The sequence below is a fragment of the Bacillus sp. FSL E2-8887 genome (assembly GCF_038007205.1).
GTDB classification, from domain to species: domain Bacteria; phylum Bacillota; class Bacilli; order Bacillales; family Bacillaceae_G; genus Bacillus_A; species Bacillus_A mycoides.
The window spans coordinates 2,279,289-2,304,150 of sequence record NZ_JBBOWS010000001.1; the positions used below are offsets into that span (position 1 = coordinate 2,279,289).

12 protein-coding genes are annotated in these 24,862 nt (G+C 33.6%); 8 read left to right on the forward strand and 4 right to left on the reverse strand.

Features of this window, described 5'->3' with window-relative positions; translation table 11 throughout:
- The first annotated feature begins 350 nt into the window (after positions 1 to 350).
- The 5 genes from NSQ08_RS11380 (at position 351) to NSQ08_RS11400 (ending at position 15,510) form a co-directional block, all read left to right on the forward strand.
- A complete protein-coding gene (locus NSQ08_RS11380) occupies positions 351 to 2,054 on the forward strand; it encodes a M4 family metallopeptidase (RefSeq protein WP_033709145.1) in 1,704 nt (567 codons plus the stop codon).
- Positions 2,055 to 2,537: 483 nt separating this feature from the next.
- Complete coding sequence (gene pulA, locus NSQ08_RS11385; protein ID WP_340774773.1) at positions 2,538 to 5,108, forward strand: type I pullulanase; 2,571 nt, start codon at positions 2,538 to 2,540, stop codon at positions 5,106 to 5,108.
- A gap of 871 nt (positions 5,109 to 5,979) precedes the next feature.
- Complete coding sequence (locus NSQ08_RS11390; protein WP_060751149.1) at positions 5,980 to 6,957, forward strand: SagB/ThcOx family dehydrogenase; 978 nt, start codon at positions 5,980 to 5,982, stop codon at positions 6,955 to 6,957.
- Positions 6,958 to 6,989: 32 nt separating this feature from the next.
- On the forward strand, positions 6,990 to 14,000 hold the full coding sequence (locus NSQ08_RS11395; protein WP_340774778.1) for an amino acid adenylation domain-containing protein: 7,011 nt from the start codon (positions 6,990 to 6,992) through the stop codon (positions 13,998 to 14,000).
- A gap of 55 nt (positions 14,001 to 14,055) precedes the next feature.
- A complete protein-coding gene (locus tag NSQ08_RS11400; protein ID WP_002127563.1) occupies positions 14,056 to 15,510 on the forward strand; it encodes a pyridoxal phosphate-dependent decarboxylase family protein in 1,455 nt (484 codons plus the stop codon).
- A gap of 88 nt (positions 15,511 to 15,598) precedes the next feature.
- On the opposite strand, the gene NSQ08_RS11405 is transcribed toward NSQ08_RS11400, so the two are convergent.
- From NSQ08_RS11405 to NSQ08_RS11415, 3 genes are all read right to left on the reverse strand, one after another.
- The gene (locus tag NSQ08_RS11405; RefSeq protein ID WP_326997814.1) at positions 15,599 to 16,555 is read right to left on the reverse strand and encodes an alpha/beta hydrolase; all 957 of its coding nucleotides are present in this window, start codon (positions 16,553 to 16,555) and stop codon (positions 15,599 to 15,601) included.
- Positions 16,556 to 17,404: 849 nt separating this feature from the next.
- Entirely contained in the window at positions 17,405 to 18,406 is a 1,002-nt protein-coding gene (locus tag NSQ08_RS11410) for an alpha/beta hydrolase (protein ID WP_326997813.1), read from the reverse strand.
- 394 nt (positions 18,407 to 18,800) lie between these two features.
- The gene (locus tag NSQ08_RS11415; protein WP_078422562.1) at positions 18,801 to 19,262 is read right to left on the reverse strand and encodes a GNAT family N-acetyltransferase; all 462 of its coding nucleotides are present in this window, start codon (positions 19,260 to 19,262) and stop codon (positions 18,801 to 18,803) included.
- A gap of 512 nt (positions 19,263 to 19,774) precedes the next feature.
- Here NSQ08_RS11415 and NSQ08_RS11420 point away from each other — a divergent pair.
- Together NSQ08_RS11420 and NSQ08_RS11425 are read left to right on the forward strand one after the other, a co-directional pair.
- Positions 19,775 to 21,205, forward strand: a complete 1,431-nt coding sequence (locus tag NSQ08_RS11420; RefSeq protein WP_340774789.1) for an ABC transporter permease — start codon at positions 19,775 to 19,777, stop codon at positions 21,203 to 21,205.
- An 11-nt stretch (positions 21,206 to 21,216) separates the two neighbouring features.
- The gene (locus tag NSQ08_RS11425; protein ID WP_002189713.1) at positions 21,217 to 21,894 is read left to right on the forward strand and encodes an ABC transporter ATP-binding protein; all 678 of its coding nucleotides are present in this window, start codon (positions 21,217 to 21,219) and stop codon (positions 21,892 to 21,894) included.
- 257 nt (positions 21,895 to 22,151) lie between these two features.
- Here NSQ08_RS11425 and bla read toward each other — a convergent pair whose 3' ends face one another.
- A complete protein-coding gene (gene bla / locus NSQ08_RS11430) occupies positions 22,152 to 23,084 on the reverse strand; it encodes a class A beta-lactamase (RefSeq protein ID WP_340774793.1) in 933 nt (310 codons plus the stop codon).
- A 469-nt stretch (positions 23,085 to 23,553) separates the two neighbouring features.
- On the opposite strand from bla, the gene NSQ08_RS11435 reads away from it, so the two are divergent.
- Positions 23,554 to 24,846: a hypothetical protein gene (locus tag NSQ08_RS11435; RefSeq protein ID WP_340780131.1), complete on the forward strand. Its 1,293-nt coding sequence runs from the start codon at positions 23,554 to 23,556 to the stop codon at positions 24,844 to 24,846.
- Positions 24,847 to 24,862: the final 16 nt, after the last annotated feature.

A 24,862-nucleotide genomic window follows, 5' to 3' on the forward strand; every position in this document is an offset into this window, starting at 1 on the left:
AACGTTACAATCCATGCAGCTATAGACTAAATAACAAAATTACATTGAAAAATCTAACTTGTATATGCGTTGCCTCACTAAAGTATTTGACTACAATTCTTAAAATAGTAAAGAGTGGTTTTTTATGTTGTTAATAAGATATAAGTGTACTTTGATTAGAATGAATATAGATAATTAGCGACTAACCAATTGGATGAGCACCTAAAAGGGCTCATTTTTTATTTTATCGACCACATATATGTAATTTTGCATAATATTACATAAATTTTGTATTTTCTCTTTTTTTCGACATAAATAGACAGTATACTTTGTACAAGCTTTCTATTTCAAAAATTATACGAGGTGAAAAAATGAAAAACACAAAGACATTAACTAAAGTAGCATTAACAACAGGATTAGCTTTAACAGCTGTGGCACCATACGGAATAGGTCATGCAGAGGAAACAGATCAACTTCAAGTTCAAATTCAGGAGGACTCATTCCGTTCAGGTGAACTTACACAACCGTCACAAAAAGCACCAGAAAATGTAGTAAAAGATGCTCTTAAGGAGAAAGCTGAACAAGCTCTTTCTCCAAATCAAGTCAATGGAGAAACAGGAGTAGATTATAAAGTTCTTCAAAAACGTGGTTCGTATGATGGAACAACACTTGTGCGTATGCAGCAAACATACGAAGGAAAAGAAGTATATGGCCATCAATTAACTGCACACGTAGATAATAAGGGTGTTATTAAAAGTGTTTCAGGCGATAGCGCGCAAAATTTAAAACAAGAAGAATTGAAAAAGCCTATTAATCTATCAAAAGATGGAGCGAAACAATATATTTATACGAAGTACGGGAACGATATCAAGTTTATTTCTGAGCCAGAAGTTAAGGAAGTTATTTTTGTTGATGAAAATAATGGACAAGCTAGCAATGCATACCAAGTTACCTTTGAAGCGGCAACACCAAACTATGTTTCCGGAACTTATTTAGTAAATGCACAAAATGGTGATATGTTAAAAAATATGGTACAAGAATCTAACTTAAAAGCAAGTGAAAAACTAGTTGGAGCTTTAAAGGAAAGTAAAAAAAGTAGTCTTACATCATTAACTGGAACAGGAAAAGATGATTTAGGTATATCTCGTTCATTTGGTATTTCTAAACAAAGTAATGGCAAATATGCACTTGCTGATTATACAAGAGGGCAAGGAATTGAAACATATGATGTGAATTACAGAGATATTACTAAAGAAGAAAGCTATTATCCTGGTACACTAGCAACTAGCACTTCAACAACATTTAACGATCCAAAAGCAGTAAGTGCTCATTACTTAGCAACAAAGGTATTTGATTTTTATAAAGATAAATACAAGCGTAATAGTTTTGATAATAAGGGACAAAAGGTAGTTTCAGTTGTACATGCTTGGGATTCTGAAGATACGAACGATCCGAAAAATTGGCAAAATGCATTAAGTGCTAATAATGGAAGTATGCTTGTATATGGTGATCCTATTGTCAAGGCATATGACGTAGCTGGACATGAATTTACACATGCTGTTACTTCTAGCGAATCTAATCTTGAATATTACGGTGAATCTGGTGCGATTAATGAAGCGCTATCTGATATTATGGGAACCTCTATTGAGAAATACGTAAATAATGGAAGCTTTAACTGGACAATGGGAGAACAAACTGGATCTGTTTTCCGTGATATGGAAAACCCAGCTTCTGTTCCATCTTCACTTGGAGTACCTTATCCAGATGATTACAGTGAATTTAACGATTTTAATGGATGGGATCAAGGTGGCGTTCATTTTAATTCAAGTATTATTAATAAAGTTGCGTATCTCATTGCAAAAGGCGGAACTCATAACGGAGTAACTGTTAAAGGAATTGGTGAAGATAAAATGTTTGATATTTTCTATTATGCAAATACAGATGAGTTAAACATGACATCTAATTTCAAAGAATTAAAATCAGCATGTATTCGAGTGGCAACTAATAAATATGGGGCGAATACAGCTGAAGTTCAAGCAGTGCAAAAAGCATTTGATGCAGCAAAAATTAAGTAAGTTAGAAATATAGTTTCCATTCATATATTAATACATTATGAAAATCAGCTAATGTCATTTTAAGGATATTAGCTGATTTTTTACGTAGCAATGTATTAGTGAAAATAAAATTACTAAGCAATAATCAGGCATCTATCTTCAATAAGTTACGACAAATATATAAGATTTCAAGGATATAAAAACAGAAAATTAATAATATATTGACCTCTTAATAGTAAGTGCTATAAAATGAAAGCGATAACAAACGATTGCTTTAAAATGATTTCCTTGATCTTTTAGTATTTACAACTATATGAAGGCGAAAAAAATCTATTTTTTTAAGCATTAATGCAAACGTTTTCGTATTAAAAGATCATTGAAATACATACGTGAAAATAGTCAATATGGGGGTGAAGTAAAAGGGATTTCTACATTAATTTAAGCAGTGTAATTTAGTATGAGCATAATAAATAGCTCGTACTATATAAAGAAAGGGTGTATGGGGTGCAAATTACAAAAAAATTAATTAACAAATCGTTTTTATTACTTACCATAATCGTTATGTTATCATCTGTTTTCTCTTTTCAGAGTGTGAAGGCAGTTTCAAATTCGAAAACAACTGAAGTTATCATTCATTACAAAGAGAAATCTGGAAATACAAAAGACTGGAATCTTTGGGTATGGGGAGAAAATGCAAATGGTAAATCTTATGAATTTACTGGTGAAGATGAATTTGGAAAATACGCTAAGATAAAAATAGATGGTGACTATAATCGTGTAGGATTTATAGTTCGTACCAATGAATGGGAAAAAGATGGAGGTGATCACTGGGTTGAAAATATAAGGGATGGTCGTGCTGAAGTATGGATCCTTTCGGGTGATGAAAAAGTATATGATTCTAAGCCTTCTTCTGATCTCTCTATTCAAAAAGCTACTATGGATAGTTTTAATGAAATCACTATAAATACTAATATTCCGTTTAATATTAAGGAACAGAAAATTGAAATTGAAGGCGTTAAAATTAAGGGAATTAGTCCTTATGATAAAAATAGTGGAGATATTACTAATAAGGTTAAAATAATTACGGAACAGAAAATTGATTTAAAACAAACATACAAAGTTAAAATAGCAAACTTAGCTGATGCGAATACTGAAATCGGTAAAGTTATTCGTAGCGAGGAATTTGATAATTTATTTTATTATGGTGGTAATGATTTAGGGAATATATATACTCCGCAACATACAAAGTTCCGTTTATGGGCTCCTACTGCGAGTGAAGCGAAGTTAGTTACATATAAAAAATGGAGCGATAAAATAGGTACTGAAATAAACATGCAACAAGGTGAAAAGGGAACTTGGAAAGCAGAACTTAAAGGGAACCAAAAAGGTCTCTTTTATACGTATAAGGTGAAAATTGGGGATAAGTGGACTGAAGCGGTTGATCCGTATGTGCGTGCTGCTTCTGTAAATGGAGATAAAGGTGCAGTTGTTGATTTAGAAGAAACAAATCCGAAAAAATGGAAAGTAAACAAAAAACCGAAATTTAAAAATCCGGAAGATGCTATTATTTATGAATTGCATGTACGCGATCTTTCCATTCAACCTGAAAGTGGTATTAAGCAAAAAGGAAAATATTTAGGTGTAACAGAAAAAGGAACAAAAGGGCCTGAAGGTTTAAAAACAGGACTTGATCATATGAAAGATCTTGGTGTTACTCACGTTCAGTTTTTACCGATATTTGATTATGCTTCAGTAAATGAAGAGAATTTAAATGAACCACAATATAACTGGGGATATGACCCGAAAAATTTCAACGTCCCAGAGGGCTCCTATTCTACAAATCCTTATGAGCCAACTGTTCGAATAACTGAATTAAAGCAAATGATTCAAACATTGCATGATAATAATCTTCGTGTTGTGATGGACGTAGTATATAACCATATGTATAATGCCGCTGAATCAAATTTTCATAAGTTAGTTCCAGGTTACTATTATCGTTACAATGAAGACGGAACATTAGCAAATGGAACTGGAGTAGGGAATGATACCGCTTCAGAACGAAAGATGATGAGAAAATTTATGGTAGATTCCGTCACATACTGGGCAAAAGAATACAATTTAGATGGGTTCCGTTTTGATTTAATGGGTATTCATGATTATGAAACGATGAATGAGATACGTAAAGCTGTTAATCAAATTGATCCTTCTATTATTCTGCATGGAGAAGGCTGGGATTTAAATACACCTCTTGCAGCTGAATTGAAAGCAAATCAAAAAAATGCGGAGAAAATGAAAGGGATTGCTCATTTTAACGATAATATTCGTGATGGATTGAAAGGTAGTGTATTTGAGGAGAAAGAAAATGGTTTTGTAAATGGAAAGCAAAACATGGAAGACCGTATTAAAAAAGGCATTACAGCCGGTATTGACTATGATACAAATTCGTCTACTTATCAAGATCCAGAGCAGGTGCTAACTTATGTGGAAGCACATGACAATCATACATTATGGGATAAACTTGAGTTGACTAATCCAGGTGAAAGCGAAGAAGTGCGAAAACAAATGCACAAATTGTCTTCTTCGATTTTATTAACATCACAAGGTATTCCATTCTTACATGCAGGACAAGAGTTTATGCGCACAAAATATGGTGATCATAATAGTTACAAATCTCCTGATTCTATTAACCAGATGGATTGGTTACGCCGTGCAGCATTTAATAATGAATTAGAGTATATGAAGGGCTTAATAGATTTACGCAAAAAATACCCAGCTTTTCGTATGACTTCTGCAGAGCAAATTAAAAAGTATGTAGCTTTTATCGATGTTCCCAAAAATGTTGTAGCTTATACAATAGATGGAAAGGGAAGTGGGAATAAAAGCGAATACTTTATGGTGGCTCACAATGCAAATAGGGAAGCCGTTGACATAACACTTCCATCGAAAGGTCCATGGAAAGTGCTAGTAAACGAGAATCAGGCAGGAAGTAAAACACTTTACGTTGTCCATGACAATAAAATTAAAGTTCCTGCATTAAGTTCACTAGTTTTAAAAACAGAGAAACCGATTAAATAAAAGCAAATAATGTGAAAGTATATACTGAATTAAGCAAATTGAATAGGGATTGCAAATGAAAAAAGCGAAGTGAAGGTTGTTTTCACTTCGCTTTTAAAGTTAAAGTAATATAATTTCACATACTGTAATTATATTACAATTTAATAACGAAAATAGACAAGAGATTATTGCTATTGTTACAGTAGGAGGAGAAGATATCTTTGTATTTATTTATAAAATTATCTGAAGCACATTCTTAATTTATATAATTTTTATTATATATTCGAACATCTAACGGGCTAGATGTTCGAGTTGTATTAATTTCTACAAATCGTTTAAAAAATAGCAAAGATGCAAAAGTATATGGAATTAAAATAGAGAAAAGACACCTTAAATGGTGTCTTTTCTCTATTTTAAATACGATATGTTAGTAACTCACTTGTATGTAATAGTATGTGCATTTTTACACTAACTTCTAAAGAAAAATTTCAAATTCTTTTCTTAATCTATTTGTAATAAATCTCATTAGAAAATTTTATCGCTATAACAAATAAAACTTTCTCAATATTATTTTGTTTAATAACTATTTCCATCTGCTTTCCAATCCATTACAATAATTTCACATTGGAAATGCATGAAAATTCTTAATGTTCTAAATGGTTTATACCTTATAGGATTACTATGGGAAAGGATGTGAAATGTCTAATAAAAAATCATTTTTTATGATGAAATAAAAAAATTTAATGAAGAAAAAGTTATTTTATTATTCTCAAGCTTCGTTGAAGTACATGTATTTATAATCACTATGAGACAAGGGGCAGAATCTAAAGATTATTTTTGTAGATTAGAAAATTGTATTTTGAAAATAAGTAAAACATTTATGGAGGGTTATATGAGCGAGCAAATTTATTACTGGTCTCCTATTAAGCATTGGGAGAAGTTGCATAATGAAATTTTGATAGGAGAAACAAGATTTGCAGGCGTTCTGTCTGAATGGTTTCCTGAGTTTTATTTTTTGACTCAAAAAGGTGTGAAAATTAGTGAACTAGTAGAGCACTTTTCGTTAGGAAATGTAGAAGAGACACAAAAAACAATAGAGCTTATGATAAAAAATCGTGTGTTAGTAAGTAACATATTACCCCCAAGAGAAGTATTTTCCACACAAGAAAAGATTTTTCCGAATCCATATAGCAACCAGATTCGCTTTTCTAAAGAAGATTTAGATAAGTATATGAGTGAACAATTGAATCGAACACACCATGCTGTGCGGTCAACCGAAATTCAACTTGAAACAACAAATGAGTTACCCACTATAATCAAGGAACGTAGGTCTTGTCGCCAATTTGATATGAAAAAACATATTAGTTTTTTAGAATTTTCCCAATTCATATCAACTCTAAAACAGGTTAGGAAAGAAAATATATACTATCATTACGCAAGTGCAGGCGGACTCTACCCTATTGATATCTTTATTTATATAAAACCAAAACGTATAGAAGGTATGAAAGCTGGGTTTTATTATTATAACCCATCAAAAAACTGTCTTGTTATTGTAAATAATATTGATCAAGTAATCAAAAGTGATCATGAGTCAATTAACCAAGATTTATTTACTCAGTCTGCCTTTTCAGTTTATTTGGTTTATAATGCGAACGCTTCCATCCCGAAATACGGTTCAGATGGATATTTATTTGCTTGTATTGAGTCTGGTATTATCACTGCTACCTTAAATATGGTGGCTGAGACATTGAATTTAGGCGTTTGTTCAGTTGGTCATATGAAATTTGAAGAGATTCAGCAATTTTTATGTTTGGATAACCATCAAGTATTTCTCCATGGGCTTGAAGTTGGCTTGAAAATTAACGAATAGATGAAATGAATATTAGGGGGATAAAGATAAAAATGCACATTAAAGATCGAAGTTCGATTCATGAAAATAAAGGGGTAGAGGCTTTTTGGAAGGAGCAGTTATCTTCCGAGGTTCTCGATTTTTCTGTATTTAATAGCGATTACCAACTAAATAAAGAAAATCCTTGCGAGCACGTTCAAGTCATAATGAATGTAGAGTTTAGTAAAAGTATACAAAAAGTAATTAAGTCTCAAGATTTATTATTATTTAGCTGGTTACAGGCCGCGTTAAGGATTTGTTTGGCACACTATACAGATCAAGAAAAGATTACTATTGGTATTCCTGTAATTGAAAAGAATATTGAACAAAGCGAGAATCTTAATAAGTTGATTCCTTTAGGAAGTGAAATCCATCCGCATCACAGCTTTAAACAAGTAGTAAATCAGATTGAACAAACGACTTTATTCGGGTATGACAATCAGAGTTATCCACTCTCTGAATTATTAGCGAAACACCATTTAACTCCTTTTCAAATTGTTATTGGGATGGAAGGATTACATAATAAAAATTCGATAGAAGAATATGCAGAGAATAATTTAGCCATCTGGATACAAAGAAAATGGAATGAAATACATAATGAATTTGAAGTTCAAATTTCTTTCAAGTCTCATTCATTCTCTTCTTTGCAACAGTTTGCAAATTCATATCTTTATGTTTTAAAGCAAGTGTCAACAAATTCGAATTTGGCTGTGAAAGATATTTGTATCATTTCAGAAGAAGAGAAAGAGTTGCTAGAAGAATTGAATCAAGGTCAGGTGGACATAGAATTGTCTCAATCATTTCAAAATTTGTTTGAGGAACAAGTGTTAAAAACCCCAGATCAAATTGCTGTTGTTTGTAATGATCAATCTTTGACATATAGAGAATTGAATAAGAAAGCAAATCAATTGGCCTCTATTCTTCAAAGTAAAGGTGTTTCCAAAGAAAGTATTATTGGGGTTATGGTAGATCGGTCATTGGAAATGATCATTGGCATGGTGGGGATTTTAAAAGCAGGAGCAGCGTATTTACCAATCGATCCTAACTATCCAAATGAACGAATTGAATATATGTTACAAGATAGTCAAGCGAAATGTTTACTGAGCAAGCGAACAGAAGTAGAATTGCCGCAATTTGCGGGTGAAGTGCTGTATCTTGATGAGGAATATCTCTTCCAAGGTGAGGAAAGTAATTTAGTTCGAGAAAGTTATCCTAATGATTTAGCTTATGTTATTTACACATCGGGATCGACAGGGAATCCAAAAGGGGTAATGGTAGAACAGAAATCTCTTGTCCATTTTTTAAGTGTAATGAGAGAAAAAGTGAAAGATAATCAGTCATTCTTGTTTCTTGCTAGTGTATCTTTTGATATCTCCTTGTTAGAAATATGTCTGCCTTTAACACAAGGTTCGAAAGTAGTTATTGCTACAGAGGATCAGTTCGCAACAAAAGAATTAGCTTATTTGGTCAAAGAACATAAGGTGGATTTATGGGAATCAACGCCATCGCGAATGGAAGTGATTTTGAGTGATCCAGAAGGGGCAAATTTTCTAAAAGATTTAAAATCTATTTTGTTAGCGGGAGAAGCATTTTCCATTGATTTGGTTGAAAAAATTCGATGCATCAGTGAAGCGACAATTTTAAATATTTATGGTCCTACAGAAACAACCATTTGTGCAACAGTAAAGGATTTGAGCTCTGCCAAAGAAGTTACGATTGGAAGTCCCAACCCGAATTATCATTCCTATATATTGAATAAGTATGGTCAATTAAAACCATTTGGAATTCCGGGTGAACTCTGCATTGGTGGCGTGGCGGTAGCACGAGGGTATCTTGGGAAATCTAAACTGACAGATGAAAAGTTTGTACCGAGTCCCTTTACGGCAGGAGAAATGATGTATCATACGGGTGATCTCGTTCGTTGGTTGCCTAATGGAGAACTTGAATATCTAGGTCGAATGGATCATCAAGTAAAAATTCGGGGATATCGGATTGAATTAAGAGAGATCGAAAGCCAGTTAAGGGAATATACAGAAATAAACCAAGCTATCGTTGTTGATCAAGTATATGGAAATAGGAAATTATTAGCTGCGTACTATGTATCGGATAATAAGGTCTCTTTTGATGAAATCAGAAAATATTTAAGTGATAAATTACCTGAGTTTATGATTCCTGAAAAAATGATTCAGGTGGAAGAGATTCCGTTGAATCCAAATGGGAAAGTAGATAGGAAAAGGTTATTAGATATAACACAAACAGATTATGTATCAATTCCATACGTTGCCCCGCGCAATGAAATTGAACAAAAATTGGTGCATGCATGGGAAAAAGTTATGGAGCTTGAGGGAATCGGTATTCATGATAATTTTTTTGCTTTAAAAGGAGAATCGATTAAAGCACTTCAGGTAATTAATTTATTAAGAAAAGACTGCTTAAAAATAAGTACAACAGATTTTTTTAAGCATCCCACGATTGCTCAACTTAGTACTTGTGTAAAGTTAGAGCATAAAACGGAAAACTTTGAAAATAGACCAACCCATGTTAAAGATTTGTCTAAGCCATTTCCCTTAACAGAGGTTCAGACAGCGTACATGTTAGGACGGAATTCACAGTTTGAATTAAGTGGTATTTCACCTCAAACTTATTTTGAATATGAAACAGAATTGAATATCAATCGTCTTTCAAAAAGTTTTCAAAAGGTAATTCAACGTCATCCGATGTTACGAGCTGTAATTTTACCAGAGGGAGAACAGCAAATATTACAAAGCGTTCCTGATTACGAGATTGAAATAGTAAGTCTCATAGATTTAGATGATAGGAATCAAAATGCTCGCTTACAAGAAGAACGTTCTCGAATGACTAATCATGTATTTCCTTTAGGGCAATGGCCTTTGTTTGAATTAAAAGCCTTTCTTTTAAAAGAAGACACGTATTTATTATGTTTTCGATACGATGCTTTATTAATGGACGGAGCAAGCATGAACATCGTTGGACAGGATTTGTTTCATTATTATTATAAACCAGAGCAAAGGTTAGAACCTCTATCTTTTGATTTTCAAGATTACATGTTTATCTATGATGAACTGGAACAAAGTACAGAATATAAAACAGCAAAAGATTATTGGACAAGTAAGCTTCCTGACTTTCCGTTTGCGCCTTCTTTGCTGTTAAAAAAGGATCCAGCAGAGATTGCTACTCCTAAGTTTCAATCACTTAATAAGATCCTGGACAATGAAATATGGACAAAGCTACGAAAGTTAACACAAGAGAAAGAAGTAACTCCTTCGGCTCTGCTTTGTACAATATATGGTGATGTATTGGCATATTGGAGTAATCAACGTCGATTGGCAATTAATTTGACTGTATTTAACCGTTATCCTGTTCATGAAGAAGTAGAGCAAATTGTGGGAGATTTCACTTCACTCATCTTGTTGGATGTTGATGTGAATCCAGATCAATCTTTCTTTACTAGAGTAAAAGAAACGCAATCTACTTTATTAGATGGTCTCGAACATCGCCATTACGATGGAGTTAATTTCATTCGAGATTTTACTCGATATCATCAAATGACGCCAAAAGCAGTTATGCCAATTGTTTTCACCTCGATGCTAGCAGGTGCGGGGGCTTTTGCTTGGGAACAACTTGGTTCACTTCGCCATATTCATGCTCGGACTCCACAAGTGTATTTGGATAATGTGGTAATTGAAAAAAATGGAGAGTTATTAATTAGCTGGAACTATGTTGAAGAATTGTTTGATGTTGATGTGATAGAAGCGATGTTTCACCAATTTGTTGACTTATTGGAACAATTAGTGAAACAAAGTGACGTAACATCTTTGCAGATGAAAGAGTTAGACCACGCTTTAATTGAGCAATACAATGAGACAACAGAAAAAATACCGTCGACTACTTTATATCAATTATTTACAGACCAAGTAAAACGTACACCGGATGAAGTAGCAGTAGTTTTTGAACAAGACTACTTAACATACTCGGAGCTTCATAAGCGCTCCAATCAAGTTGCGCACTTTTTAAAAGAACAAGGAATTGGTCTAGGTGACAAGGTTGGTCTTTTAGCACAAAGACGAGTTGACACAATTGCTAATATGATAGGTATTTTAAAAGCAGGTGCCGCTTATGTTCCGATTGATCCCGACCATCCTTCAGATCGCCAAACATATATTTTAGAAAATAGCTCATGCAAACTTTTATTAGAACCTAGTCTTTATGCAGAAAACCACTTGTCATTATACACAACAGAAGATATGCCTGCTATTGCTGGTCCGGAAGATCTTGCCTATATTATCTACACTTCAGGAAGTACAGGGAAACCGAAAGGAGTAATTATTACTCACCAAGCGGTTGCAAATACCATTCAAGATATTAATCAAAAATATCAGGTAAATGAAGATGATCGTATTATTGGTATTTCTTCTATGTGTTTTGACTTATCTGTATACGATATTTTCGGAACGTTAAGCACAGGTGCAATGTTGGTAATGATTCGTGACCCAAGAGACATGCAAGAATTAATCCGTACTGTCGAACGTAGAGGAATTACAATTTGGAATACAGTACCTGCAATTATGGATTTGGTATTAGATCAAGTAGGTTCTCATTTTGAACATTCTTCCTTGCGTTTAGTTTTACATAGTGGAGATTGGATTCCACTTTCTTTACCAGAAAAAATAAAACGACATTTTCCGATTGCGGAAGTAGTTTCACTCGGAGGAGCAACAGAAGCATCGATTTGGTCAATTTATTATCCGGTCAAACAGGTGGAATCGCATTGGAAGAGTATTCCATACGGGATACCTTTGGCAAACCAAACGTATTATGTGTTGAACTATGAAAAGAAAATGTGCCCTGTTGGTGTAATTGGAGATTTATATATCGGGGGAGTGGGCCTTGCTAAAGGATATTTAAATGATGAACAGAAAACAAATGAAGCATTTGTATCACATCCTGATTTTGGTCTTATTTACAAGACAGGAGACTGTGGAAAAATGCATCCTGAGGGATATATTGAATTTTTAGGCCGCCAAGATTATCAAGTCAAAATTCAAGGATATCGAGTAGAGTTAGAAGAAATCGCCCATTGTCTTCTCACTTACAAACAAGTCGAACATGCAGTAGTGATTGATCAGACAGATGAGTATGGTATAAAATTTTTAGTCGCATATGTGGTAACTGAGAAAAATATTAGCACAACAGAACTTCGAAAGCATTTGCGAGATCACTTGCCAGATTACATGATTCCTTCTTATTTTGTTTATTTGGAACAATTGCCCTTGACTCCAAACGGGAAATTAGATAGAAAAGCGCTCCCTACTCCGGAGAAACAAACAAATGAAGTATTTATTGCTCCAAAAACGGAAATGGAAAAAATATTAACTAGTGTTTGGCAAGAAGTACTCAAAGTAAATCGGATTGGAGTAAATGATCATTTCTTTGCCTTAGGTGGAGATTCGATAAAAGCGATTCAAGTTTCCGTCAGACTGTATAGACAAGGATTTGAGCTGGAGCCAAAAAATTTATTTTCATTTCCTATATTAGGAGACATGGTTCAATTTGTTAAAAAGCTTGATCATCTTCCAAATTCGCAAACAAGTGATGTAAACAAAATGAACGATAATAAAGTTACATTACTAAATGTTAAAGATAAACAACTTAATCAACATACACTTATCAAAATACAAGAAAAAATGCCAAAAATAAAAATAGAACGTATTTACCCATTGGCACCTTTCCAGGAAGTTATTTATGAACATGCTGCGACTGAACCTGATACAAATGCATATTTCGAACAAACAATTTGGGCACTTGAGGGGGAGCTGGATATTAATCTCTTTATTCAGTGTTTCCAACAATTAGTTGATCGTCATGATTCTTTAAGAACGATAATTGTGCAAGATGAACAAGCACAACCTTGGCAAGCTGTTCTACATGATGTTCAAATGATTTCAGAGATAAAAAACTTGATTGAGATGACGAAACAAGAACAGCAAGAATTCCTAGACCAGTGGATGAATGAAAATTTAAGTCAAGGATTCAAAAATGATGAACTCATGACCCGTCTCTGTATATTCCAACTAGAAAATAACGAGCATAAGGTGGTTTGGAGTTCCCATCATCTATTATGTGATGGTTGGAGCGTCAGCATTTTGATAGACGAATTATTCCAGCTCTATGAAACAATAAATGCGGGAACTACGGCAGAGTTACCTATGGTGAAACCTTTTGAGACATTCATAGATTGGACTGTAGCACGAGATCATGAGAAAGCACGTCATTTTTGGCGGGATTATTTATCAGGATACAATCGGAAAATTAGTATTCCTAAAAAGAAAGTACCAACTCAAAGTGAAGGGTTAAATTTTACATTTATGGATTTAACATTAGATAAGGATTTGACTAATCAGTTACAGACATTTGTAACTAAAAACAATATAACTATGAATTCGGCATTACTAGCTGTATGGGGAATATTGCTTGGCAAATACAACGGAAGGAGAGAAGTAGTATTACCTAATCTAGTATCAGTCAGACCCCCCGAAGTAGAAGGGATTGAAAATATGTTCGGTCTGTTCACAAATGTTTTGCCTATCCGACTAGCATGGACAGAAACGCAATCTTTTGTGGACTTCCTGCAAAAAGTACAACTAGAAACATTGAAATGTAATGAGTATGCATACTATTCATTTGTTGATATACAAAAACAAAGTGAATTAAAAACTGAGTTGACTGACCATCTTTGGGTTTTTGAAAACTATCCGACTAACTCAGCTATCTTTTCTTCAAATGAAAACAGAAATTTTGCCATCACAGATTACGAAGTTGTTGATGAGCCTCATGTAAAGTATGGAATTATGTGCTTCCCTGAAGAGAAACTTACAATAAAGTTTGGATATGATCAAACCGTATATGAAGCGGAGAAAATACAGGAAATATTGAATCACATCCATCAGTTAATCAACATGATTCTTCAAAATCCAATACAGGCAATCGGTGATTACAAATTATAAAAAATGAAAAGGCGAGCAAGAACTCGCCTTTTTAAATAGAGTAGGAGTAAACCAAATGACAAAAAACTTGCAGTTATCAGCCGAAGAGATGCGTCAGTTAGGATATCAAGCGGTGGACTTGATTGTTGATCATATGAATCATTTGAAAAGTAAACCAGTTTCGGAAACGATTGATAGTAATATTTTTAGAGACAAGCTAATTGAAACGATTCCAGAAAACGGATCCAATCCAAAAGAGTTACTTCATTTTCTTAATAACAATGTGTTTAATCAAATTACTCATGTGGATCATCCTCATTTTATGGCTTTTGTGCCAGGTCCTAATAATTATGTTGGTGTAATAGCAGATTTTTTAGCAAGTGGGTTTAATGTATTTCCTACGGCTTGGATAGTAGGTGCAGGTGCTGAACAAATTGAATTAACGACAATCAACTGGTTAAAATCAATGCTAGGATTCCCTGATTCAGCTGAAGGGCTATTTGTCAGTGGCGGTTCCATGGCTAATTTGACTGCACTTACTGTAGCGAGACAGGTCAAGCTGAATAATGACATAGAAAATGCGGTTGTGTATTTTTCTAACCAAACTCATTTTTCTGTAGATCGAGCACTTAAAGTATTAGGTTTTAAACATCATCAAATTTGCCGAATTGAAACAGATGAAGATTTAAGAATTTCAGTTAGTACTTTAAGAAAGCAAATAAAAGAAGATCGATTAAAAGGGAAAAAACCATTTTGTGTTATTGCTAATGCAGGGACAACGAATTGCGGAGCGGTGGACTCCCTCGATGAATTGGCTGATCTATGTGGTGATGAAGATGTATGGCTACACGCGGATGGTGCTTATGGGGCTGCAGCAATTCTCAGTGAAAAAGGAAGGGAGGTGTTAAGAGGAATTCATCGTGCTGATTCTTTGACGTTAGACCCGCATAAATGGCTTTTTCAGCCTTATGATGTTGGTTGTGTACTCATTCGCAATAGCCAATATTTAAGTAAAACGTTCCGTATGATCCCAGAGTATATTAAGGATACGGAAACTAATATAGAAGAAAAAGTGAATTTTGGGGAGCGTGGAATTGAACTTTCTCGTAGATTTAGGGCATTAAAGGTATGGCTTTCTTTTAAAGCATTTGGAGTCACAGCTTTTCGTGAGGCAATAGATCATGGCATTATGTTGGCTGAACAAGTTGAAGAGTTTTTAAGGAAAGAAAAAGATTGGGAAGTAGTAACACCTGCCCAATTAGGAATTGTTACTTTTCGTTATATTCCTTGTAAGCGAACGTCTACAGAAACAATTCATGAAATAAACAAAAAACTGGTGGAAGAAATTAATCAAAGAGGATTTGCTATGCTAAGTACGACTAAATTAAAAGAAAAAGTAGTAATTCGACTTTGCTCTATCAACCCGAGGACAACATTAGAAGAAATACTTCAAATCATGATGAGCATTAAGGCGTTGGCAGAGGAAATAAACACATCGCCTAAACATCTTATATCTGTTTCTCAACCTTGATATATTAGGTGAATTTTACATATTAATAGCCGATTCTAAATGAGAATCGGCTATTATACTATTTACGAGTGTTTTTCTTGTAAAGGGATTAAGCCTCAACCTTAGAGACTCTTTTGAAACCAGTCTTTACTGCTTGTACCATTTCGTTTACAGCGTAAATAGATACATCGGCATTTGGATTTAACCCTTCAAACCAGTGATAGGCATTTGGATATAAATGAAACTCGACATCAACACCAGCTTGCGCTAGTTTGCTTACATAGGTTAATGTTTCACTGCGGAATGGATCTAATTGACCAACAAATGTGTAAGTATATGGTAAATCACTATAATCCTCTGCTCGAGAAGGCGCTGCATAGACAGGGATTTGATCTGTTCCATACATTTCTCCTAAATACATTTTCCAACCAGCTTCATTTGCCTTTTGATTCCAAACAAATCCTTCTTTAATTTCATTCGCTGAAGGTGTATTATTTCGGTCATCAATCATTGGATAGAGTGGCATCTGTAAACAAATTGAAGGATATTTTCGATCTCGGGCTAATAATGATAATGCTGCTGTTAGTCCACCTCCAGCGCTTACTCCTGCAACCCCAATTCGATTCGAATCAATGTTTAATGACTTCGCATTATCAGCAATCCATTTTAAAGCTGAATAACAATCCTCAATTGGTGCTGGGTAAGGGTGTTCAGGTGCTAAGCGGTAGTCTACAGACACGACCACACAGCCAGCTTCTTTTGCAAACCTCATACAAGTATCATCGTTATCATCTATAGACCCTAAGATATAACCACCACCATGTATCCATAATAAGACAGGTAAAGGTTCATTATTTGATTTTGGACGATAAATTCTTAATGGTAACGGATTATCATCAGGTCCAACAATGACTTCATCTGTTAACGAAAGGGATTCATCAACAACGGTAGGTGGTCTCATTTGAGCTATTCCTTCTCTGATTGATTGCAAGCTTTCCGGGTGTAAATCGAGATTTGGAAACATCTCTAACCCTTGTAATAACTCTGGATTTACTCTTGTTTTCATTTTAGCACCTCTATTTGTAATTGTTTTCGAATAAATGAAGTGTATTCTAAGTAGTTTAATTGTGAAAAAATATCACAATTGAATTGTAAATTAGATATGCGATAACAGTCAACAGAATATTCGGAAATTAAAGCCTTTCTCAACAAGGAGTTTCACGCAACCAATAATACAAGTAGTGGATTTAGGAGCAAAGTGTTTTCATGTCGTTGTATGTATGTATACTTAGTCTTCTAATTAAACCAAGTGATAATCCTTTTTATTTTAATGACATATTGCAAGTGATACCTATTCGAATTCATACTCGGAAAGAATTAATACATTTTCATTCCTTAATATATAATTCAGGGAAATACTCATGGGCAGGCATTAATATAGGAGAACAGTACAAATTAAAATAACTGTTTAAAAAAATTCCTTTTATTTGGCTAGAAAAGGAGTAGATTCTTTTTTCTTATCTAGACTCATGAAGAAGTATGAAAATGAGAATTTATAATTCAAAAGCCAGCTTAAAGTAATTGCAATAATTACTTTGGATAGTAATCTTAAAAAAATATAAAAAAGAGAAGAACTCACCAAGGTTCTTCTCTTTTTTATATGTAATTAGGGTTTCCATAACTGTAGATATGGATGGTGTAAATTAATGGATGAATAATTTACTCTTAAAATTATAACAGAACAATTAAAGATTTTTATATGTAATATTGCATATAAAGGGTAAACAACAATAATTTCTTTTTATAAAAATAAGCCCCTGATGAAAATGATGAGTAACCCTTTTCCATATGAAATGAACTTGGTATAAAATGAAAGATTACAAGTATAAGATTCTATACTTAGTAATCCCTCACTTTAAGGCATGTCTTTGGGGAAGTGTGAGGAGTTCAATCGATTCTGAATAAAATTGATAGTATCAGTTGCAATTTTTTTACGTTTAAGAACAATCCCGGCATGCCCACATGTATAAATATATCGCGTAGGTCTTTCCCAGGATTCCCACAAATAGTCCGTATCCTCAGAATGCACATAAAGATCATGCTTGCCTGAAATTAATAAAATATTTTCTTTTTTTACTTTTGGTAATGCTTGACTCGGTTCAGTGATTTTCCAATAAGCTATTAAATCATCATACGTAACACCATGATGTTCCAAGTCTTCTCTAATAAATTTACCTGGATTTGTCTTCCAAATTGAATAAGAGAGTCGATTCGCGTAGAAAATGGATGCTAACATATCAATTTCTGGTTCAACAAGAGATGTTAAGTTAGTAATAACTCCACCTAAACTGATTCCTATTAAAATCAAGGGACCATTTTTATTTTCTTTAATCCATTTGATCAAAGTTCGTAAATCAGCTACCGCTTGTCTAGTCGCTTCTACAGTTCGTTCAACATTGGCACTTACCATGTACTCTCCACTGTATAGGGATTGGTTCGGTTTTCTGTCAAAATGATATGGTAAAGTGAAATAATACATATTCCACTTCAAGTTGGTCATATGGTCGTGGAATATTTTTTTTACACGTTCGTTAGAATCCATTCTCCAACCGTGAACAAAGATAACATGAGGTGCATCTTCATTTTTATGTAAAAATAATTCTCCAGTGGCAGAATCGTTGCGTGAATCACCAGATTGAACCGAGCTTTTATATTTGAATTGTCCAACCATGTATTCCTTTTCTTGTTTTAAATGCTTAATGTTAAAATGAATATGAGATGGTTTTACTTTATAAAAAAATTCTATGTCCTTTATATATAGTGAGGTGTTAGAAAGAGAAGTATACTGAAACTTTACACTTCTTTTTTTGTGCAAATCATACAAGGCGTATCGATCAATGAGTTTTGAAAAAATCAAATTAACCTCCTCCAAAATACATATCGTCTAAAAGATGGACAAAATTTATGCTGTAAATTAATTGTAAAATATTCTCTTTTCCTAATAGTAGATGCTTGAATTATAAAACAGGTGGGGAATTTGTATATTATATTATAAAGCTATCAATAAAATAAAACTATAAATATCTTTTACAAAAACCTAAAAAGCAAGTTAATATTCTCATTCATAAAAGAGAACATTAACTTGCTTATTTTCGTATCAAAAAGTACACCTTTTGAAGTGACGTAATTTATATGAAAGACAAGGTGTCAATTTGTATATTTAATACAGTGATAGTTACCATAATTTTCGAAGCCTATAGTTAATTAACCTTACAATATACGTCTTTTTGGTATATAAATAGCTATATTCATTAGAGAAAGAGTTTTAATCCTTCATGAGAATCTTTAAAACCTAATTTCTTATAAAAGTGTAAAGCTTCTTGTCGTTCTTTATCTGTTGTTAACTGTACTAAATGACATCCCCGTAATTTAGCACGTTGAATAGCCCATTTAATAAGTTTACTTCCTATACCTTTACCACGTTTTGATGAGGCTGTCCGTACACCCTCAATTGTAGCTCTCCAACCCCCTTGACGTACAATGTAAGGCGTAAATGTAATTTGTTGAATACCGACAATCTCCGTCCCATCACACGCTACAATCAACTCGTTATTTGGATCACAATCAATAGCATGAAATGCTCTTATATAACTATCAGGGAGTGGTGTTTCATAGCGCTCTCTTTTATTTCCTAAAACATCATCAGCAAGTATTTTTACAATTTCATCTAAATCATCTGCCGTTGCAATCCTAAATGTTATAGTTTCTGTCACTATCAAAAAACCTCCTTAATGTATGCACTTGTTGCTTTTATTTTACTTGTTTAAATACAAAAGGTTAAATTATAAAATATTATGAGTCTCTATAACTTTTTCTTATAGATAGCATAAAAGCCTAACTTATAAAATTATAAGTTAGGCTTTTTAACACAATATTATTATTAGAGAATCCGACCAACTTCAATAAACCTCCATATTCTTTAATGAAGTTTCATATTTAACAAGCACACATATAACCATCCAAATAGGGTGGTTTTTATTTGTTGTATAGAAATTACGAAATAAGCATGGATTTGTATGCTCTCATTCAATGCTATCTAAAGCCATAACTTCCTTGCCAATATTCAAAACGATTACGTTTTTGAATATGTGTTCTGGTCTTTCTTGACCAGGTCAATGAATAACTACACATAAACTCCTTATATCTCTAGATAAACTACCGATTAGCTCCATATAGACTCTAGATAACCTATATAGAATACAAGTTATCAAGGAGGTAAGAAAAAATGAACTTTATGAAACGAGCAATTCTCAGTATGAAAAAAAGAGTAGGAACATCATTAATTTTGATGGCAGTTTTCCTAATTGTTACAAATTTAGTGTTGGCAGGATTCACAATCCAAAATGCATCAAAAAAAGCTGCTGATGCAGCAAGAAAAAAACTCGGTGCAGATGTTACTTTAAGTCTTGATTTTGACAAATTAGGTCAACAAGCTAGGGAAACTGGAGAGATGCCTAATCCACCGAAGCTTAATACAAAAGAAGCAGATCAATTAGCGAAGTCAAAGTATGTAAAAGACTATAATTACATAACTAGCACTCTCGGAATTTCTGACGGACTTAAACTAGTAGGAGCTTCAGAAGGAGAAGAAGAAGGAAAAGGTAAGGTGGGAATGGCGGCTGTACGAGGCGGTTCAGGCTCCGGTACAGAAATAGATATGAATTCTTCTTTTATGATTGAGGGAGTTCGCAAAACTGCATTACAAGAAAGCTTTAAGAATGGAAAAAGTAAAATCATTGATGGGAAACCAATTACAGAACAGATGAAAGATCAGAATGTAGCTTTAATGGAAAAACGATTAGCGGAATTAAACAATTTGAAAGTAGGAGACAAAGTTAAAGTGCAATCAGGGGATAAGAAGGAAACCCTCGAGGTTGAAATTATCGGCATTTACGAAACGAATGAGCAAGCAATGGGTCAACAGGCCCCTCCTATAATGGATCCAGCTAATAAACTTTATATGCCGCATTCAACTATGAAAAAATTAGAAATAGATCAAGGTATAAGTAGCATTCAAGTCGTGTATTTCTTGAAAGATCCACAAAACATTGAAGCATTTAAAGAAGAAGCAAAAAAATCTGATATTGATTTTAATTATTATAAATTAGATGCACATGATTCGTTGTACAAACAAATGATTGGGCCTATCGAAAATATCTCATCTACTTCTCAAATGATTATTTATATTGTATCAATTGCAGGTGCGATTATTTTAGGGTTAATCATTATGTTATCGATTAAAGCACGTCGTAAGGAAATGGGGATTCTATTGTCCATTGGAGAGAAAAAGTGGAAACTGATGGCGCAGTTCGTAGTAGAAGTAGTATGTATCGCTATTTTAGCATTTGGATTATCCATAACAACAGGAGCAAAAATTTCTCAATTCATAGGGAATAATTTACTTTCGAGTGAAATTGCTACAGCAGGAGAAGAAACAAACACCCCACAAAATGGAACTGTAATGGTAGCTGGACCTGGTGGAACTGTACAAAAACAAAAAGAGGATCCAATTGATAAAATTAATGTAAGTGTAACTGGAGAAGATGTAGGGAAAATGGGGGGGATTGGACTAGCTATTGCTATATTAGCAACGCTTCTGCCAGCATTATCTATTCTACGCTTGAATCCAAAACAAATTCTTTTAAAAGATGAATAAGGAGGCTCGATATGGAGACGATTTTACAATTTAAAAACTTAGATTATTATTATGAAAGTAACGGAAAAAAAGTAGTGATACTAGAAAATGTTAACTTTTCTTTTCAAAAAGGACATTTCTACACGATTCTAGGACCATCCGGATCTGGTAAAACCACTACTCTTAGCTTAGGTTGTGGGCTAGATATACCTAAAAATGGTTATGTACTATTTAATGGAAAGGATATTCGGAAAATTGGTTTGGATCGGTACCGTAATCAAAATGTATCGGTAATTTTCCAATCTTATAATTTGATTACCTATATGACTGCTCTTCAAAATGTCTTAACAGCAATGGAAATTACAGGTGTTAAAGTGCAAAATAAAACGGCAAGGGCGTTAGAATTATTAGAGAAAGTAGGACTTACAGAAGTAGAAGCGAAACGAAATGTTCTGCAACTAAGTGGCGGGCAACAGCAGCGTGTTGCAATCGCTCGAGCGTTATCTTGTAATGTTGATTTACTGATTGCGGATGAGCCGACAGGAAACCTCGACGAAGAAACGGCAATGGATATAATAGAACTGTTTCAAGAACTTGCACATAAAGAAAATAAATGTATTATTGTTGTGACGCACTCACAGGAAGTTGCTAAAAAATCAGACCGTGCAGTCTATTTAAGTAAGAAGAAGTTGGTAGTAAACGAAATTTAATATAAACACCCTAGTTTTTTAATTCACATAATTTTCGAAATCAGTTTCTTCAAATATTTATATTTGATATACAATATAACCAAGCCATAATCAAAATGGTCTCCCTGTATTGAATGTTAAGATAGTTTGTTATTCCCTTTTTAACAATTTTTGAAAAAGAACTTGTAGTATATTCTACAGGTTCTTTTTTGTGCTCTTTCAATATCAACGGTCTTCAAATGAAATATGAATTTTAACTAAGTCATTCTTTGGAGTAATTATTTATTCGTTACTTTTAAATTGTCTAACACTATTTTAGTTGCATCTGCAATAAGTTTATCATCGTATTTCGCATCCTCTTTAGCATGATTAGAAAGTATCGCAAGCATAATTGGCTTTTTATTTGGTGGCCAAATGATTGCGATATCATTCCTTGTTCCATAAGACCCAGAGCCGGTCTTATCGGCTACTTCCCATTCTCCTGGAACTCCAGCACGAATTAAGTTGTCCCCCGTAGTATTTCTTTTCATCAAATCTATTAAAAAGTTCCGTTTCTCAATGGAAAGTATATCTCCTAGCGCGTATGCTTGAAGACTAGTAGCTAATGCCTTTGGGGTACTAGTATCACGAGTGTCTCCTGGCTGCACTTCGTTTAATTCTGGTTCAAAACGTTCAGGATTTGTGACAGTATCTCCTATTTCTCTCAGTGATTTTTTGAATTCACTTGGCCCACCTAGTTGTTTAAGAATAAGATTTTGTGCAGTATTATCACTATATCGAATGGAAGCATCCGCAAGCTCTTTCAGAGTCATACCTGTATCTACATATTTTTCAGTAATTGGATTGTAATTCACAAGATCTTTGCTAGTATACTTAATTCTTTGATCTAAATCTTCTATTGATTTCTTTTGTAACAGTGCTCCAACAGCAAGGGCTTTGTGGGTAGATGCGTATGCAAACCTTTCATCTGAACGATAAGTAACAGTTTGATTCGTACCTGTGTCCAATGCATAAATACCAAGTTTAGCATCATATTCTTTTTCAAGCTTTACAAAAGAATGATTACCTGTATTTTCTTGTTTGGTTTGTTTCGGTGGTGCGGATTGAATATTACTATTGGAACAGCCTATAAGCGTTACACATGAAAGTAATACTACAGGTAACATCTTTTTATAATGCGAAATGTGAAAAAACTTCTTTGAAACTATCATACATTTTCAACCTCTTTCAAGAATTTATAGATTTTGTATAGGTATTTTACATACCGATACAATTAATAAATGTACCAGATAGCACTCATCTTGTGTTTCTTGCATTACAAAATGAGAGAACTACCAAAAGCACCTTTTTTATACGTAATAGACAATCTAAGTAACACATTTGTTCCATTTATGATTAAGGTTTTGAATATATCCATTAATTTTATTTATAAGAATCACAAAATCCACCTTTTTTGCACGCCACTTAATTTAATGTGGATTTAGATTGAGTTTACCTCGTAATGGGAATTTCAATTGGATTGCGCATATATAACAACCTCGTTCCGGACAGAATAAGTAATAACAACTACTGATTTCATTTTAAGTGAGGTGTTATACGATACATACGACAAAGCAAAAAAGACTTGTGGTGCAAAGTATAACTACATTTAGTCTACTAATAACGACTATCTTTACACCCATGCTTATTTACATTGTTTATGGATTACAGATTTCGAAAGGCTTTGAGGGATACTGGCCATCAATCCTGTTTTATACAACTTATATGACGGGTGTGTTTATCTGGATACCTATTGTGAATAAGGCTGGGATTCACCGCTCCTTATATTGGACTGTTTCTATTCTGATAGTATCATTACTTAGTGTTACTTTCTTTGGATGGAGTTCAAGATGGCTAGAAATAAGTGCGTTATTTTCTGGTTTTGCAGTTAGTACAATTTCTACCATGACGAGTACTTTATTGTTTCTACATGTGGAAGGCGGGGGAAAGGTTTATAATAAAAATCAACAAGCGATTATTATTGGTATCGTTTTTCTTTTACTAATAATCGTTTTGTTAGCGATTAGTTTTTTATCGCCGCCGCTGATAACATGCATATATGGGATTTGTTTAATCAGTATCCTTTTTGCTATAAAAAAAATGCCGAGAACAGAGTTAGCCAAAGGGCTTTTACCTATCTCCATTGTATCGGTTGTAGGAAAGTTTCTTTTTGTCTCAATGCTTATTCTTTTGATTCGAACAAGTCGTAACATAAATAATGAACAATATATTTTTTATTTTTTTCTACTTTCTATAGCGCTTATTTGTTTCATGTTTTGGAGTTTGTTGAAAGGAAAGTTCTTTCATAAACTTTCATCTTCTTTACCAATCCGCTTAAAGGCAGAATCATTTTTACTTGGATTAGGAAATGGATATTTATTTTTGATGGGTATTTTTTATAGTTTTACTTTCTATAACATGTTAACCTGTATTTTCATTGTAGTTGGACCATACCTGTTAGGGATTTTGATGTCCATATTTTTAGATATCAAAGCTGCTAAGAAAGTTAATCCAATCCATTTGTTTTTAGTAAGTACTTTAATCATGATATTCGGGTTTTATTCTCCAATATTTATAGTCCTTAGCGTTACATTTGGGAGCTATGCCATTAATAGTATTTCTTCTCAAAATAATATGAAAGTATATATGGTGAATGCTACACATAGAGAGCTTTCTTTACTCATTTACACAACATGGAGAAATATGGGGAATATATTTTTACAATTTTTTATATTGATTGTGATTGTGGGAGTAGGGGTGTTTTACGATGTCGAATGGTCGCAACTTTTCCAAACAATTGTTGGGAAGGGTCAAATGCAGATTGAAGGGTTATCCGTACAACGATTGATGTTTATGTTAGCAATTTGCTGTTGGCTTGGCATGGTGGGCTTAGGTATGTGGATTGGTAAAAAAGCTAATCCCAATATTGCTTAAAAAGTAACTCGAAAAA